Source organism: Ruegeria sp. R8_1 (assembly GCF_017743815.1).
Classification (GTDB): domain Bacteria; phylum Pseudomonadota; class Alphaproteobacteria; order Rhodobacterales; family Rhodobacteraceae; genus Ruegeria; species Ruegeria lacuscaerulensis_A.
Window position 1 is genome coordinate 250,591 of the sequence record NZ_JAGHRL010000005.1, and the last position, 15,571, is coordinate 266,161.

Annotated in this window: 15 protein-coding genes and 1 riboswitch; of the genes, 6 read left to right on the forward strand and 9 right to left on the reverse strand. The window is 57.3% G+C overall.

Annotated elements, in window-relative coordinates; translation table 11 throughout:
* Positions 1-55: 55 nt before the first annotated feature.
* Positions 56-301 carry a hypothetical protein gene (locus J7380_RS13350; protein ID WP_209196270.1) on the forward strand — a complete coding sequence of 82 codons (246 nt, stop codon included), beginning with the start codon at positions 56-58 and terminating at the stop codon, positions 299-301.
* A gap of 10 nt (positions 302-311) precedes the next feature.
* A complete protein-coding gene (locus J7380_RS13355) occupies positions 312-782 on the forward strand; it encodes a hypothetical protein (protein ID WP_209196271.1) in 471 nt (156 codons plus the stop codon).
* On the opposite strand, the gene J7380_RS13360 is transcribed toward J7380_RS13355, so the two are convergent.
* The 9 genes from J7380_RS13360 to J7380_RS13400 form a co-directional block, all read right to left on the reverse strand.
* A complete protein-coding gene (locus J7380_RS13360) occupies positions 783-1,952 on the reverse strand; it encodes an acetate/propionate family kinase (RefSeq protein WP_209196272.1) in 1,170 nt (389 codons plus the stop codon).
* The gene (locus J7380_RS13365; protein WP_209196273.1) at positions 1,945-3,339 is read right to left on the reverse strand and encodes a bifunctional enoyl-CoA hydratase/phosphate acetyltransferase; all 1,395 of its coding nucleotides are present in this window, start codon (positions 3,337-3,339) and stop codon (positions 1,945-1,947) included. Before J7380_RS13365 ends, J7380_RS13360 begins: the two co-directional genes overlap by 8 nt.
* Positions 3,340-3,345: 6 nt before the next feature.
* Entirely contained in the window at positions 3,346-5,760 is a 2,415-nt protein-coding gene (locus J7380_RS13370) for a DUF3141 domain-containing protein (protein WP_209196274.1), read from the reverse strand.
* Positions 5,761-5,771: 11 nt separating this feature from the next.
* A complete protein-coding gene (fabI, locus tag J7380_RS13375) occupies positions 5,772-6,536 on the reverse strand; it encodes an enoyl-ACP reductase FabI (protein ID WP_209196275.1) in 765 nt (254 codons plus the stop codon).
* 168 nt (positions 6,537-6,704) lie between these two features.
* Entirely contained in the window at positions 6,705-8,033 is a 1,329-nt protein-coding gene (gene glnT / locus J7380_RS13380) for a type III glutamate--ammonia ligase (RefSeq protein ID WP_209196276.1), read from the reverse strand.
* A 71-nt stretch (positions 8,034-8,104) separates the two neighbouring features.
* Positions 8,105-9,433 (reverse strand): FMN-binding glutamate synthase family protein, encoded by a 1,329-nt coding sequence (locus tag J7380_RS13385; RefSeq protein WP_209196277.1) that lies wholly within the window; start codon positions 9,431-9,433, stop codon positions 8,105-8,107.
* Positions 9,434-9,444: 11 nt separating this feature from the next.
* Positions 9,445-10,128, reverse strand: a complete 684-nt coding sequence (locus J7380_RS13390) for a GXGXG domain-containing protein (RefSeq protein WP_209196278.1) — start codon at positions 10,126-10,128, stop codon at positions 9,445-9,447.
* Between the two features lies 1 nt (position 10,129).
* Entirely contained in the window at positions 10,130-11,023 is an 894-nt protein-coding gene (locus tag J7380_RS13395) for a glutamine amidotransferase family protein (RefSeq protein WP_209196279.1), read from the reverse strand.
* Between the two features lie 180 nt (positions 11,024-11,203).
* Entirely contained in the window at positions 11,204-11,851 is a 648-nt protein-coding gene (locus J7380_RS13400) for an XRE family transcriptional regulator (protein WP_348539103.1), read from the reverse strand.
* 126 nt (positions 11,852-11,977) lie between these two features.
* Positions 11,978-12,182, forward strand: a riboswitch (cobalamin riboswitch).
* 101 nt (positions 12,183-12,283) lie between these two features.
* Here J7380_RS13400 and J7380_RS13405 point away from each other — a divergent pair.
* The 4 genes from J7380_RS13405 to J7380_RS13420 are packed head-to-tail and all read left to right on the forward strand — an operon-like array spanning position 12,284 to position 15,402.
* Positions 12,284-12,640 carry a DUF1636 domain-containing protein gene (locus J7380_RS13405; RefSeq protein ID WP_209196280.1) on the forward strand — a complete coding sequence of 119 codons (357 nt, stop codon included), beginning with the start codon at positions 12,284-12,286 and terminating at the stop codon, positions 12,638-12,640.
* Complete coding sequence (locus J7380_RS13410; protein ID WP_247742553.1) at positions 12,640-13,443, forward strand: ABC transporter ATP-binding protein; 804 nt, start codon at positions 12,640-12,642, stop codon at positions 13,441-13,443. Before J7380_RS13405 ends, J7380_RS13410 begins: the two co-directional genes overlap by 1 nt.
* On the forward strand, positions 13,440-14,387 hold the full coding sequence (locus J7380_RS13415; RefSeq protein ID WP_209196282.1) for an ABC transporter substrate-binding protein: 948 nt from the start codon (positions 13,440-13,442) through the stop codon (positions 14,385-14,387). The genes J7380_RS13410 and J7380_RS13415 overlap by 4 nt, the downstream gene beginning before the upstream one ends.
* A 1-nt stretch (position 14,388) precedes the next feature.
* Entirely contained in the window at positions 14,389-15,402 is a 1,014-nt protein-coding gene (locus J7380_RS13420) for an iron ABC transporter permease (protein WP_209196283.1), read from the forward strand.
* Positions 15,403-15,571: the final 169 nt, after the last annotated feature.

Sequence of the window (15,571 nt, forward strand, 5' to 3'; positions counted from 1 at the left end):
TTCTTAAGCGCACTGCAAAGCTGTGATAATATGTCAGCGGTGAAAGGGCCCGAGGATGGTAACAAAAGCCGAGTTGGAAGCAGAAGTTGCGGAGCTCCGTCGACAACTGGCCGAAAGGTCCCAGACTGAAAACCCTGCCGAAACCGAAAGCGTAACCGAACAGATTTCGGACACACTGGATCAATGGACCTCGCAGATTGACGAGGTACTGACGGAATTTGAGGATATTCCTCACAAGAAGTCGATTATGTTTGCCATCGGAATCTTCGCGGTTGGCTACCTGATGGGCCGTTCCCGGTAGGAGACCACGCATGAGCCGCATTTCCCGAAATATTTCGATCATCCTGCGCGCCGAACGCCTGATTGCGCAACGGCAGGTTGCTGTCGCAGCGAAACGAACCGGCATCTACGCCGCGGCAGGATTTGCCATCGGTCTGGCGGTAGTGATGCTGAACATAGCCGGCTTCTTCTGGCTTTCGGCGACGCTGACCAAACCTGTGGCTGCTCTTGTTCTGGCCGGGCTTAATCTGGTACTTGCCGTCTTGCTGGCATTGATCGCGAACTCGATGACTGCGTCGACGGATACAACCGCAGCCGTCGAGCTGCGCGATATGGCCCTGCAGGACATCGAGGTTGAAATAAAAGAGAACCTGACCGAAGCGCGAAACGTAGTCTCGGGCGTCCGGCGCGATCCAATGGGCGCACTGACGCCAGAAATCGTCAGTGCGCTTTTGGGTTCCGCGCTCAAGTATGCGCGGAACCGCAAGACGAAAGCAGATTGATTACATCATCGCTGCAGCGGCCCGCGCGATCACCATCTCTTCATTCGTTGGGATCGACAGAATTCGGACTCGGCTGAAATCGGTCGACAGAACTGTACCGCCATCTGCATTGCGTGCGTGGTCCATCTCAATTCCGATCCACCGCATCCCATCACAAACCATTTGCCGAATTGGGGCTGAGTTTTCGCCAACACCACCGGTAAAGACCAGTGCATCAATCCCCTCCAGCGCGGCCGACAACGCGCCCAACTCCCGACGGATGCGGAACACGTAATAGTCGATGGCTTTGCGCGCATCTGGCGTATCGGCGGCCAACAGAGTCCGCATGTCCGAAGAAATACCTGAAAGACCCAAAAGTCCTGACTTGCGATATAGGACTTCGGCGATTTCATCCGCAGACATGCCATCTTGCTGCATCATATAAAGCACAACACCGGGATCCAGTTGCCCGCTGCGTGTGCCCATAGGCAAACCATCCAACGCCGAGAACCCCATAGTCGATGCAATGGCACGCCCTCCGGAGACCGCGCACATCGAAGCACCGTTCCCCAAATGAGCGATAACCACCCGGCCATCGTAAAGACCCGGTGCGATCTCTTTCAGCTTTTGTGAAATGTAGTCATAGCTAAGTCCGTGAAAGCCGTACCGACGCACACCTTTGTCATAATAACTTTGCGGCAGCGCGAAAGTGTCATTGACCCACGGGTGCGTACGATGGAACGCGGTATCGAAACAAGCGACCTGCGTCGTGTCGGGGAAAGCCGCGCTGGCGGCACGAATGCCCGCAAGGCTGTATGGTTGGTGCAGCGGCGCAAAGGGAATAAAGCTGCTGAGAGTGTCAATAACAGCGTCGTCAATGCGAACAGGCTCGGAATATACGGTGCCCCCATGCACCACGCGATGCCCGATCGCACGGACCTGAATGTCAGGCAGATATTCCTGCGCCAGTTCCAGAAACGCGTGGATTGCTTCGTCATGGCTTTTGGTATTGGTCAAAGGCCGGTCTATCGACCGTCCACCAGCGGATTGCGCCAGCAGACGCGGCGCATCGCCCAAGCGTTCAATCTGTCCACGCCACCGCATACTGGGGCGATTGTCATCCACCAGTTCATACAGCGCAAACTTGAGCGAAGAAGAGCCGGCGTTCAACGCCAGAACATGATCAGCCATGGATTTTACCTTTGGTTGCATTGGCGTGCAGCGCTGCCACTGCACAAGATGCCAGGCGCGACGCATCGTCGTCTGACCGGGACGTCAGAATAATGGGCGCTGCTGCCCCCAGAACGATGCCAGCGGCCTCGGCATGAGAGATAAAAGTAAGCTGTTTCGCCACCATATTTCCGGCCTCGATATTCGGAGCGACCAGAATATCCGCAGCGCCGCCGACCTCGGACGTGATACCTTTGGTCCGTGCCGCGTTCAGGTCAACCGCGTTGTCCATCGCCAGAGGGCCGTCGACCAGACCACCTGTGATCTGACCCCGTTCGGCCATCTTGGACAGCAGCGCTGCGTCTACTGATGAGGGCATATGAGGGTTTATCGTTTCGACCGCCGACAACACCCCAACTTTCGGGGTTTCGATCCCTATCGAGTGCGCCAGATGAATTGCGTTCTGGACGATATCCGCCTTGGTCTCGAGGTCAGGCGCGATATTGACTGCGGCATCCGTTACCATGATCGGCCGCGACATGCCCGGTACGTCCATCACAAATACATGCGACAATCGCCGCCCGGTCCGCAGCCCCTTTTCCCGACGCAGAACCGCGTGCAACAGCTCATCAGTATGCAGATACCCCTTCATCAAGGTTTCCGCCTTTCCTTCGACCACCAGGTCTACTGCCTTATGCGCAGCTACCCCATGGCTGGCGGCTTCGACGATCTCGATACCTGTCAAATCGGCACCCAGTTCGGCTGCAGCGGCTTCGACCTTGCCTCGGTTCCCTACAAGTATAGGCGTGATGATGTCGTTAGCGTAGCCCAGCAAGGCACCGCCAAGCGAATTGGCATCCTCGGGGGCGACAACCGCTGTTGGCATCGGATCAAGCGGACGCGCCTTTTCCAATAGCGCGTCGAAATGGCGATGGCGCTGAACAACAAGACCCGGAACTTCGACCGAGTCGAACTCCATGTGTTGGGCGGGTGGTGTTACCTGAACACTTCCGCTGAGGACCAGAATATTGTCGCCAACGCGGTGCACTTCGGTTGTGCAGATCAGATCGCCGTCTTCCAGCTTTTCCGCGACAGTAACAAAGGCCGTCAGCTCATCCCCTGCCAAGACCGGAACATGAAAGGCTAAATCTGCACGTCGGGTCTGCGTCCCTGCGCCCGGCAGAATATTTCCCAACACCGCCGCCACCAGGCCCGCAGGCCACAACGCAGGTGCGACCGCTTCGGGCCGACCGTCGCCATCGCCATCATAAGCCGCCAGATGCAACGGATTATGATCACCTGATGCCGAGGCAAACGCGTACAGGTCGTCGACTGTACACAGTCGGGTCAATTGCGCCTCATCGCCAACTTCCAGTTGCGAAAACGTTCGATTTTCGAGGATTTTCATTCTGTATCAACTCTGCTTGATTTCAGCAGGCCGCTTTGCAGGTCTGCGAGTCTTTGATGTCCGAAGTTCCGCTGTCTTAGGCTCTGGCGCAGGCAGGTCAAGCACTTGTCGCAAGTCTCGAACCATAGCTACCAGCTCGGTCGTAGGTTGCGGAATATCTCCAACAATCCTCTCGATCAGATCAACAGCTTTGCTGCGCTCGTCCTCGGCGGGCAATAGATCAGACAAACTGCTCAGGGCGCCTTGTTCATCAAACGTCGTTATGATCGTCTGTTCGTGCAAAAGGCGGCGACGCTGTTCAACTGTCAGGTCTTTGAACGGATCCTCATGTTTAAACACATGAGCCCAACGATCCAATATTTCCGAGCGAAAACTTTGATTGCTGTAGGCCAGCAGGATCAACATGCGGACGACAGCTTCGGCGACGCCCCCTTGTTTCATATGGGCCAATGCGGCCTGCACTTCGGGAAGGGCCTTCAGTCCTTCCGGGTCTGGCAAGGTTCGATGGGCCGCATTTTTTCGCCCAAACCAGGTCGCCACCGGGCCGCCCCACATAGAAAAGAACGCGGCTTCGTACCAGGCATCGCGCAGGTCCCGGCCCAGGTCCATAATCTGCTCGATCCAGTCCCCTGTCAGTTTCTCCAATTGCAAAAAGGGATTGTCCTGCGCAGCAACCAAGCGATTTTCCTTGGCCAAGTCAGCGGTCATTTTCACGGGCAACATCGCAGGCTGAGCAGAGGACGCCAACGCACGTTGCTGCCGCAAAGGATGAAGATCTTGCAAAGCCTGACCCGTGGTTGGCGTTACAGCAGATTGCACGAAGGGGCGGCCAAAGGTTTCGTAGATATTTGCCTGAGTTTCCGACATATGCGCCACAGCAGCAAAACAGGTCTCATCCTGCTGGCCGTCATCCAGCGCTGCCACATCTTTCAGTGTCCGCTCCAAAAAGCGGACTTCGAATTTCTTGTCGAGCCCCTCGCCCTCGACGTTTTCGATTTTCATCTCATAAAGCCCCGGTGCCATGGCTTCGACCGTTTCGAGGGTCGAGGCAAGCTCGGTATGCTCTTTCCGGGCGACCTTGGACGATACGAAAATACCCAGATGCCCGACTTCGTCGTGCAACATGTAAATGATCCGCTGACCGCGCAGGCGGATTTCTTCTTCGTCGGTATAGGTTGCGGCAATCCAGTTCAGCGCCTGTTGAGGCGGTGTGATATTGTCACCCTGGCTGGCGAAAACAAAAATCGGGCCCTTCACTGCCTTGATGTCGATTGGCACACCAGGCTCCAGCTGCGCCGTGTTCTTGACCAAACGATTGCCCACAAACAGCTGCTCGACGATCCAGTGGATTTCGGCTTCGTTCAAAATGAAGTAACCACCCCACCAGCGTTCAAAGTCCAGAAACCGCTGGCGGCCGCCTTCGGGATCACGATAAAGATCAAAGTACTTTCCAAAGTAATTCCGGCTGGGGTTCAGCTGTTCGAAATTCATCACCAGATTGGCACCGTCAAACTTGCCGGCACCCAGATCGGACCAGAACATCGGCTGCCATGTGCCGCCCAGAACTCCGGCATTGTACCGCATCGGGTTTTCCCCGACTTCGCCTGACCAAGGGGCAATCGGCGCTCCGTTCAGCACAAGCGGGCCCGTCAAGTCGGGGTTGCACGCTGCCATGATCAACGTGGCCCAACCGCCCTGACAGTTACCCGTGACAACAGGTTGAGGACTGTTGGGATGGCGGGCGCTTACCGTTCTGACAAATCCAGCCTCGGCATGCATGACATCAGCGAGGGTCTGGCCCGGCACCGGGTCACGACCAAAGCTGACAAAATAAACCGGGTGCCCCTTGGACAGCGCTACCCCGACCTGACTGTCGGTTTTAAATCCGCCTATTCCACCACCGTGGCCCGCCCTTGGATCAATGATCACATACGGGCGTTTGGTGTTGTCGATTTTGACACCTTCAGGCGGCACGATCTGCAACAGCTGATAGTTGCAAGGCCGCTTGAGCTGCGCACCATCCACCACAACTTCGTAATCGTAAACCAATACGGGTGGACACCCAGCAGCTTCGTGTTCAAGGAAAATATCGCCGCGCTCACGCAGCACATCCATTGTCAAAGCGACCCGCTGGCTTGCGTCCTTCAGGTAATCCGCCCAATCCTTCGCAATGAACGATGAGCCAGCAATTCGGGCAGACGCGTCTGCAAAGCCCTGAAACAGGTTTCGCGTACGCTCGGAGTGATCCGTCGCGATTTTGCTGGATTGCAACGCAGCTGACTTTGACAGCAAGTTCCATTTGACCTGCGATTGTTCCAGCGCATTTTCAACGGCACTAACGGTTCTGTCATTTGCGGCGGCTGCATCGCGGGCCATATCGGACCCGAACTGCAGAGACTGGGAATGTGTATTCGGTATCATGAAGACATCCTTTAACCGACGATACTGTATCCGCCGTCGATGGGATGGACCCCACCGGTGACGTTGAATGCTTCGCGACTGGCAAGAAAAGCGGCATAGGCACCGACATCCTCGATCGTCGCCAAATGGTGCGTGGGTGCTCGGGCGGCGGCATCTGACAGCAGGGCATCGAATTCAGCCAGCCCAGAGGCAGCCCGTGTTTGTAACGGGCCTGGCGACAAGGCGTGAACCGAGATACCCTTTGGCCCCAGCTCTGCAGCAGCATATCGAACAGCAGCTTCAAGCGCCGCTTTGACCGGGCCCATGATATTGTAATTCTCGACGACCCGGCTGGCACCCAGAAACGAGACCGTCATGCAGGTGCCGCCATGATCCATCAATGGCTCTGACAGACGGATCATACGCAAAAAAGAATGGACCGAGATATCCATGGCCAATGCAAACCCCTCGGCCGAGCTGTCCACAACGCGACCATGCAAATCATCACGCGGAGCAAACGCGATCGAATGCACCAGTGTATCCAGCCGACCCCACCGCGCGCGAATCTCATCAAACAGCGCCTGCGTCTGGTCTGGTTTTCGGACATCCAGCGGCATAACGATTTTTGCCCCGACCTGATCCGCGAGGCCTCGCACATGCGGTTCGGCCTTGTCATTGAGATAGGTCAATGCGACCTCGGCCCCCTGCGCATGCGGGGCGCGGGCACAACCCCAGGCAATCGACTGATCATTGGCCACGCCAATAACCAGCGCTTTCGTTCCATCCAGGCGGAACATGGTGCCGATCCTCTCGTTTTTTTCTGCGCTGCAGCATAGGCGATTCCACCCAATACCACAAAGTTTACGCTACGGCATCGCGTCCAAAACCGCCCATGCCGCAGCGCCGCATAACAAGAGAATGTAACAACCGCACAAGAGTTGTGCTGAATATCGGCGTGTTGCCAATCAGATGTCTAAAGTATGGTCTTTCTCCCAGCGTGAGAAATGGCTGACGAAGGAATTCCATTCCTGATGCTTCATCTTCAGGTAGGCGCTGGAAAATTCGTGCCCCATTGCCGCCTTCAGCCCCGCGTCACTGTCATAGGCGCGCAGCGCGTCCAGCATGTTCAGCGGCAGTTTCGGTGCGTCGGTTACAGTGTGACCCTCAGCATACATGTCGATATCATGACGCGGGCCGGGATCGGCTTTGGAGCGCAGCCCGGACAGCCCCGCCGCGATGATCACCGCCTGTAACAGGTACGGGTTTGCTGCACCGTCCGCCAAACGCAGCTCGAACCGGCCCGGACCGGGCACGCGCACCATATGGGTGCGGTTGTTGCCCGTCCACGTGACGGTATTGGGTGCCCAGGTCGCGCCCGACATGGTGCGCGGGGCATTGATGCGTTTGTAGCTGTTCACCGTGGGGTTGGTGATCGCAGCCAACGCGCTTGCATGTTTCATGATCCCGCCGAGGAAATGTTTGCCCTTCTCGCTCAGGCCCACTTCTCCGGTCGGGCCGTCGCCTTCGCCCGCGAATACGTTGGTCTTGGCATCAGCCCCCGGTGCATCCCAGACCGAGATATGGGCGTGACAGCCATTGCCCGTCAGCCCCTCGACCGGTTTGGGCATGAAGGTGGCGCGAAAGCCGTGTTTCTCGGCCACGGATTTGGTCATGAACTTAAAGAAGGAATGCTTGTCGGCGGTGCGCAGAACATCGTCGAATTCCCAGTTCATCTCGAACTGGCCATTGGCGTCCTCGTGGTCGTTCTGATAGGGTCCCCAGCCCAGATCCAACATATAGTCGCAGATCTCGCGCACCACGTCATAGCGGCGCATCACCGCCTGCTGGTCATAGCAGGGCTTGGCGGCGGTATCGAACGGATCGCTGATCTGCTCACCATCCGGGGTCAGCAGAAAAAACTCGGCCTCGACCCCGGTTTTGACATGCAGCCCTTCGGCGGCGGCTTCGTCGATCAGGCGGCGCAGCACGTTGCGCGGGGCTTGGGCCACGTCTTCACCTTCCATCACGCAATCGGCGGCGACCCACGCAACCTCGGGCTTCCAAGGCAGTTGAATGACCGAGGACGGATCGGGTACCGCCAACATGTCTGGGTGCGCCGGGGTCATGTCCAGATAAGTGGCGAACCCGGCAAAGCCTGCGCCTTCGATCTGCATCTCGGCGATGGCCTGCGCGGGGACCAGTTTGGCCCGTTGTCCACCGAACAGATCGGTGAACGAGATCATGAAGTATTTGACGCCTTTTTCCTTGGCGAAAGCAGCCAGATCTGTCGTCATGGTCGGCTTTCCTTTCCCTGTTGAATCCAAAAGAAAAGGCGCGACCCCGGTCAGGGTCGCGCCCGCTTGTCTCAGAACCCCGGCTTGCCCGGATACCAGTCTGTCCCCGCCAGAGGCACGCGCGCCATCGCGGCGGCCTCCATCGTCAGGGCGCACAGGTCTTCGGGTTCCAGATTGTGCAGATCGTTGTGACCGCAGGCGCGTGCGATGGTCTGCGCCTCAAGCGTCATGACCTTGAGGTAGTTCCGCAGACGCCGCCCGGCCTCGACCGGGTCAAGACGCGCGGCCAGTTCCGGGTCTTGCGTGGTGATGCCCGCCGGATCGCGGCCCTCGTGCCAGTCGTCATAGGCCCCGGTGGTGGTGCCCAGCTTCTGATACTCGGCCTCCCATTTCGGATCATTGTCGCCCAAAGCGATCAACGCCGCCGTGCCGATGGCCACCGCATCTGCACCCAGCGCCATCGCCTTGGCCACATCCGCGCCGTTGCGAATACCGCCCGAGATCACCAGCTGCACCTCGCGATGCACGCCCAGATCTTGCAGCGCCTGCACGGCGGGGCGGATACAGGCCAGCGTCGGGATGCCCACATGTTCGATGAACACATCCTGCGTGGCCGCGGTGCCGCCCTGCATCCCATCCATCACCACCACATCCGCGCCCGCCTTCACCGCCAGCGCCGTGTCATAATAGGGCCGCGTCGCGCCGACCTTGACGTAGATCGGCACCTGCCAGCCGGTGATTTCGCGCAGCTCTAAGATTTTTATCTCAAGGTCATCCGGGCCGGTCCAGTCCGGGTGCCGACAGGCCGAGCGCTGGTCGATCCCTTTGGGCAGGGTGCGCATTTCGGCCACGCGGTCGCTGATCTTTTGACCCAACAGCATGCCACCACCGCCGGGTTTTGCGCCCTGACCCACCACGATCTCGATCGCATCAGCCTTGCGCAGATCGTCGGGGTTCATGCCATAGCGCGAAGGCAGATACTGATAGACCAGTTTCGAGGAATGACCGCGTTCCTCGGGCGTCATGCCGCCGTCGCCAGTGGTGGTCGACGTGCCCGCAGCGGACGCGCCACGCCCCAGCGCTTCTTTCGCGGGGCCAGACAGCGCGCCGAAACTCATCCCTGCGATGGTGATCGGGATATCCAACTGGATCGGGTTCTTGGCAAAGCGCGTGCCCAGCGTAACGCTGGTGTCGCAGCGTTCGCGGTAACCTTCCAGCGGATAGCGGCTGACCGAGGCCCCCAGAAACAACAGGTCGTCGAAATGCGGCACCTTGCGTTTCGCGCCGCCGCCGCGAATGTCATAGATGCCCGTTGCCGCCGCGCGCCGGATTTCCGCGTTGACCGGGTTGGAAAACGTCGCAGACTGAATCGGCATCGTGCGTGGTGTGTGATCGTCCATAACAGTCTTCCTCAGTATTCTGCCGCGTTGTCGACATCGAAATTATACAGCTGACGGGCCGAGCCATAGCGTTTGAACTCTTCCGGCTTGGCATCCGCGCCTGCGCGATCCAGCAGGTCCGCCAGTAGGGTCAGATGCTCGGGGCGCATCTCTTTCTCGATACAATCCGCACCCAGGCTTTTGACCGAGCCGCGCACGAATAGCCGAGCCTCGTACAAGGAATCCCCCAGCGCGTCGCCCGCATCGCCGCAGACCACCAGCGTCCCCGCTTGCGCCATGAAGGCGGACATGTGGCCGATATTTCCATGCACCACGATGTCGATCCCCTTCATGGAAATCCCGCAGCGCGAGCTGGCATTGCCCTTGATCACCAGCAACCCGCCATGGCCCGTGGCCCCGGCGTACTGACTGGCGTCACCCTCGACGATCACTGTGCCCGACATCATGTTCTCGGCCACGCCCGGCCCGACCGAGCCTTCGACCCGAACGGTCGCCTGCTGGTTCATCCCCGCACAGTAGTACCCGGTCGAACCTTTGACCGTGACCTCAATCGGGGCATCCAGACCGACGGCGATGGCATGGCTGCCCTTGGGGTTCTGAACCTGCCACTGGGTCTGGTTCGTCTCGGTGCTTTGGGCCTGAAGGGCGGCGTTCAGTCCGCGCAGGCCCTGTTCGGCAACATCATAGCTCTGCATTTTAGTGGCTCCAGAAATAGACGGTTGCGGGTTCGGGTTCCCAGACGCGGGCATCCTCGATTCCCGGCAGGTTGACCAAGGCGCGGTACTCGCTGCCAAAGGCCACATATTGATCGGTTTCGGCCATTACCGCCGGTTTGCAGGCGATGGGGTCGCGAACCACGCCGAACCCATCCTTGGTGCCGACCACAAAGGTAAAGAACCCGTCGAGATCCTCAAGGCTACTTTCCAGCGCCTCACCCAGAGTGGCCCCGTTTTGCATTTTCCATGTCAGGTAGGCCGCGCCGACCTCGGTATCGTTCATGGATTCGATCCGCACGCCTTCACGCATCAGTTTGCGGCGTAGCGCATTGTGGTTGGACAGCGACCCGTTATGCACCAGACATTGATCTGCGCCGGTGTTGAACGGGTGCGCCCCTTCTGTGGTGACGGCGGATTCAGTGGCCATGCGTGTATGGCCAATCCCGTGGCTGCCGGACATCGAGGTCAATTGGAACCGCTCCGCCACCTCCCGAGGCAATCCAACTTCTTTGTAAATTTCGATCGCATCGCCGTCGGACATGATCCGCAGGCCAGGGCGCAATTCCCTCAGCGCCTGCCGCGCAGCGCTGACTTTGTCGTTGGCCATGCTCAGAACCGCATGAGTGTCATTGCGACCCAAGCTGACGGGGCTGGTCAAGACGTCGGCCAAATCTTCGGCCAGAGTCAGAAAATCCGCGTCCGGATTGTCGGATTGCACGGTGAGCTTTGCCTGATCTCCGACAGGTCCATAAATCGCGATCCCGGCGCTGTCCGGGCCGCGATCCGTCATTGTGATCAGCATTTCTGTCAGCATCGCGCCCAATTGAGGCTCGAGCGTTTTGTCCTTCAAAAAAAGGCCGACAATTCCACACATGTGTCAGCTTCTCCTGTGTTGAGTTGGGCAGACGCTAACACCCGAACTTCAGGTTATCAACAATGGGAAATTAATATTCATATCAGGAATATTTTGGGCTATCTATTTCCCCCGCATTCAAAAATCACAGAGGGCACCCCGCAAAACCTCAGCAGCGGTTTATCAATCGCCGAATCGTGACTAACGTTTTTGTGGATATGAGATGATCGACAGGTAGCGAGCTGGCAGTTTGCGCAGCACTTCGGGTCCGTGCGGTGCGTCCGCATCAAAGAACAACGTATCCCCCGGCTCGAGCAGATAAATTTGATCGCCGTGTCTGTAGTCGACTTCGCCTTCAAGCATGTAGAGCATTTCAATCCCGTCATGCTGGAACGTGGGGAAAGTGTCGGACTCTTCCGTCAGCGTGATCAGATAGGGTTCGACCACAACACCGCTGGCATTAGACCCCATATGACCCAAAAGGCTGTATTGATGGCCTGCGCGTGTCCCGGCTCTTTCTGTTTCAACGCCCTTTCCCGCTTTGGTGTGGGTTGCGTTTCGGGTTTCTTCATATCTGCGGAAAAAGGCAGTGATCGGTGTGCTTAGGGCATTGGCCAGAGATTGCAGCGTCGTCAATGAAGGCGATGTGTATCCGTTTTCGATTTTTGACAGCATACTGATGGACAATCCGGTCAGCCCCGACAATTCCGCAATTGTTACGCCCTGCTGTAACCTCAACGCGCGGATTTCCCGACCGATCGCCGTTTCGAGGTTCTTTTCACCGGGGTCCCTGACCTTGTGGGGATCCTGAGAAAACTGAAGTTTGGACCTATCGTTTGATGCTTTCACCAACCTATCCTTAACGCCTTTCGCTTCGCCGTTATCGCCTGCAATTTTCCTGAAGGGAAACATATTTTCAAAACTATATTCCTGCGCAACCTCCGGTGATTTGTGTTGACCGGCGATCTGATCTCGGGCAGTGACGCATTTGATGGTTCCCTGGGGCATGCTCCAGCGGTGAAAAGGGAATACGGTGAGGTTTAAGTGCCAAGTCCGTAACTGCCCCCGCAACTGTAGGCGGTGAGCGAAGCCAATATCCCACTGACATGAATAATGTCGGGAAGGGTGGCCAAGCCTCGACCCGCAAGTCAGGAGACCTGCCATCGCAACCGAAACCAACCCGGGGCGGGGCGTCCTGGAAGGAGGCTTGATGGTACCTCGTACGCCTTTATGCGCGACCGCGTTTCAGTACGGCCTCAGCGGCCGTGCAACAGGCGCTTGATGACCGGGCCCACTGATCATTTTGTTCTGATCTGCGCGACCTGTCAGGGTCTGGAGGCAGCGCAGCACATTGCGGATGCCTTGTGCCCTGAATTGCCTGCGGGTTTCGCAGTGCGTACAGTAGATTGTATGGCTGGATGCGATCACCCGGTCACCGTCGGATTTCAGGCCCCGGGAAAAGCCCAATACCTGTTTGGTGATATCGGCACCGAGCAGGAGCTGAATGCTCTTGCCCAATTCGCCGCGCAATACCTGGGCAGCGCGACTGGTTGGACAAAGGCCACAGACAGGCCTGCACCTCTGATAACCAAGACATTGGCGCGCATGCCGGCGTTGGCTGTTGGAGGAGCTCGATGATGACCAGACCCTTCCTGCAGGCGCGTGGTGTAGCCTACTATTCTTTTCACGGTGAAGTTCTGTTGCAGGACATCTCGTTCGATCTGGAAGAGGGGTCGGTTCTGGCCATTGCCGGTCCGAATGGCGCTGGCAAAACCACTCTGCTGAACTTACTATGTGGCGCTGAAGCTCTGTCCGAAGGCGACGTTCTGGTGCAAGAGCAGAGCTTGAAGACATTGTCAGCGACGGAGCGCGCCCGAAAAATTGCCGTCGTCAGTCAGCAAGAATATCCCGATGGGCGGTTGCATCTGCGTGACTATGTGGCACTTGGGCAAATTCCAATTCGCTCGGACCGCTCCTCTGAAGATCACGCAAACGACTTGACGCGAATTCTGGACCTGACCGGCCTTTTGGAGCTTGCCGACAAGCGCATGGCAGTGTTGTCGGGTGGCGAACGTCAGCGCGCCCATATCGCGCGTGCGCTGGCGCAGAACCCTACTCTTCTGTTTTTGGACGAACCGACGAACCATTTGGATCCCGACGCCAAAGGGCGGATGTTATCGCTGGTCGCTGGACTGGGGATAACCGTCATAATGATTGTCCATGACATTGTCATGATCCCCGAATTCGCCACCCATGTCGCGTTGATGAAATCTACCCGGCTGACCGGGTTTGGCCCTGTTTCCGAGGTCCTGACGACTCAACATGTGCGCGACACGTTCGGCGTCGACTACTTATTCTTTCAGCACGACGGTCGGATGATCCCCGCGCTGGACATACGAAAAACCACTGTTTCCCAACCCTCCAGGAGATTTCCAAAATGAAACATATCTTGTCCGTGGCTCTGGTTATAGCCATGGCGAGCGGTGTTGCCGCGCATGAAGTGACCGTAGACAATTGTGGTGAACCGCTGGTGTTTGAAACCCAGCCCGAACGGTTGGTCGTACATGACATGAACATGACAGACATGGCCTTTGCGCTGGGTCTGCAAGACAAAATCGTCGGTCTCACGGGCATCACCGGCTGGTACAAAACCAGTCCTGAATTCGACACGCTACGTGGAGATATCCCCGAACTGGCCCCGAAATATCCCTCGGTGGAAAACATTGTAGCGGTAGAACCCGATCTGTTTTTCGCTGGATGGTACTATGGAATGCGTCCCGGTGGAGATGTAACGCCAGAAACACTTGCCCCGTTCGGGATCAAAACCATGATCCTGACTGAAAGCTGCGTTCATCTGCATAAAGACCGCCCCGAGGCCAGCATGGACCTTTTGTTTGACGACATTCTGCGACTGGGCAAAGTCATGCATGTCGAAGACAAGGCCGAAGCGCTTGTATCTGGTTGGAAGGATGAACTGACCGCAATCGAGGCACAAACCGCAGACTTACCGAAACCTCGAGTGTTTCTGTTGGATGGCCCGGCGGACGCTCCGTTCACTGCCGGGAAATACGCAATCCCCAACGCAATGATAGCAGCGGCGGGTGGTCTCAACGTTACCCGTGATATGGACACAAGCTGGGGTCGCACGTCGTGGGAAACCGTGGCAGCCGCGAACCCTGAATTTCTAGTGCTGTTGGATTATCAAACCGGAAACGGAGCAGCGGATACGTTCAAGTTTCTGCAAGAACATCCTGTGATGTCACAAACCGACGCGGTCAAAAACGAGCGCTGGATCGGTTTGCGGTACGAAGAATTGACACCTGGGCCGGCAAACATTCAGGCCATCGCAAAATTGGCAGCGGCCATGCGCACGGGCCTGAACTGATTTGGGCCGTCTGGGGCTGACACTTTTGATGGGGGTGGCCATTCTGGCCGCCCTTCTTCTGGTTTCGACAATCTACGGAACCACATCCATTCCTCTGTCCGATACGGTCTCAGCTATTCTGCTCGGCGCTGGTGTGATCGAGGGAGACATGTCACCCCTTCACCGTATCGTCTTCGACCTGCGCCTGCCCCGCGCGCTTTTTGCCGCCGTGATCGGCGCTGGCCTTGGAATTGTTGGAGTTGTGCTGCAAACGACTACCCGAAACGATCTGGCCGACCCGTTCCTGTTCGGCCTGTCCTCCGGTGCGGCGGCGGGGGCAGTGTTCGTCATTACGGTGACTGGTGACATACTGGGGTTCTGGACTTTGCCGATAGCAGCATTTTGTGGGGGTCTCGTGGCCTCGGGCATTGTGCTGGCTCTGGTCCACGGGCTGCGAACCAGTGCACCGGAAAAGCTCATCCTGGCTGGGCTTGCCGTGTCGTTTCTGTTCTCGGCGTTGACTAATTACCTGATTTTCGCAGGTGACAACCGTGCTGCGCATTCTGTCATCTTCTGGATGCTGGGCGGATTGGGTCTGGCGCGCTGGGAAACCTTTCCGCTCGTCTGCGCCGGTTTGGTCCTGATTCTGGCCTATTCACTATATCGCAGCCGTTGGCTGGACGCCTTGTTGACCGGTGACATGACGGCGTCAACACTGGGTGTCCCGGTTCAGTCGCTGCGTTTCAAAATGTTCTTCGTTGCCGCTTTGGCTACGGCTGTATTTGTCTCAGTCGCCGGGGTGATCGGGTTCGTCGGGCTGATGGTTCCGCATATCGCGCGCGGAATTGCCGGACCACTGCACACCCACTTAATCCCTGCGGCCGCAGTGGTCGGCGCTGTTTTGCTGACCGGGTCCGATATCCTCAGCAGGCTGCTGCTGGCCCCGCAAGAACTGCCGGTCGGCATAGTGACCACCTCGTTAGGGTCCGTTTTCGTGTTCATTTTGTTGCTGAGAACTGCAAACGCGAAGCGGTAGATTACACGGAACCTGTTTACGCATTCTTGGGCTGAAAACTGTGATCACCAATCAAATTCCGACATTCATTTAAAAATATATCCTAGATCAACCTTAATAGTGCCCAAAAAATGATCTAAATCAAAACCGGCTCGTTTCAAAAAAGCTAATCGGAAATTAGTAAACAAAA

Excerpts from the sequence above, each read along its gene's own strand:
- J7380_RS13350 (WP_209196270.1), top strand. The coding sequence starts at position 56 with ATGGTAACAAAAGCCGAGTTGGAAGCAGAAGTTGCGGAGCTCCGTCGA.
- J7380_RS13355 (WP_209196271.1), top strand. The coding sequence starts at position 312 with ATGAGCCGCATTTCCCGAAATATTTCGATCATCCTGCGCGCCGAACGC.
- J7380_RS13360 (WP_209196272.1), bottom strand. The coding sequence starts at position 1,952 with ATGGCTGATCATGTTCTGGCGTTGAACGCCGGCTCTTCTTCGCTCAAG.
- J7380_RS13365 (WP_209196273.1), bottom strand. The coding sequence starts at position 3,339 with ATGAAAATCCTCGAAAATCGAACGTTTTCGCAACTGGAAGTTGGCGAT.
- J7380_RS13370 (WP_209196274.1), bottom strand. The coding sequence starts at position 5,760 with ATGATACCGAATACACATTCCCAGTCTCTGCAGTTCGGGTCCGATATG.
- fabI (WP_209196275.1), bottom strand. The coding sequence starts at position 6,536 with ATGTTCCGCCTGGATGGAACGAAAGCGCTGGTTATTGGCGTGGCCAAT.
- glnT (WP_209196276.1), bottom strand. The coding sequence starts at position 8,033 with ATGACGACAGATCTGGCTGCTTTCGCCAAGGAAAAAGGCGTCAAATAC.
- J7380_RS13385 (WP_209196277.1), bottom strand. The coding sequence starts at position 9,433 with ATGGACGATCACACACCACGCACGATGCCGATTCAGTCTGCGACGTTT.
- J7380_RS13390 (WP_209196278.1), bottom strand. The coding sequence starts at position 10,128 with ATGCAGAGCTATGATGTTGCCGAACAGGGCCTGCGCGGACTGAACGCC.
- J7380_RS13395 (WP_209196279.1), bottom strand. The coding sequence starts at position 11,023 with ATGTGTGGAATTGTCGGCCTTTTTTTGAAGGACAAAACGCTCGAGCCT.
- J7380_RS13405 (WP_209196280.1), top strand. The coding sequence starts at position 12,284 with ATGACCGGGCCCACTGATCATTTTGTTCTGATCTGCGCGACCTGTCAG.
- J7380_RS13410 (WP_247742553.1), top strand. The coding sequence starts at position 12,640 with ATGACCAGACCCTTCCTGCAGGCGCGTGGTGTAGCCTACTATTCTTTT.
- J7380_RS13415 (WP_209196282.1), top strand. The coding sequence starts at position 13,440 with ATGAAACATATCTTGTCCGTGGCTCTGGTTATAGCCATGGCGAGCGGT.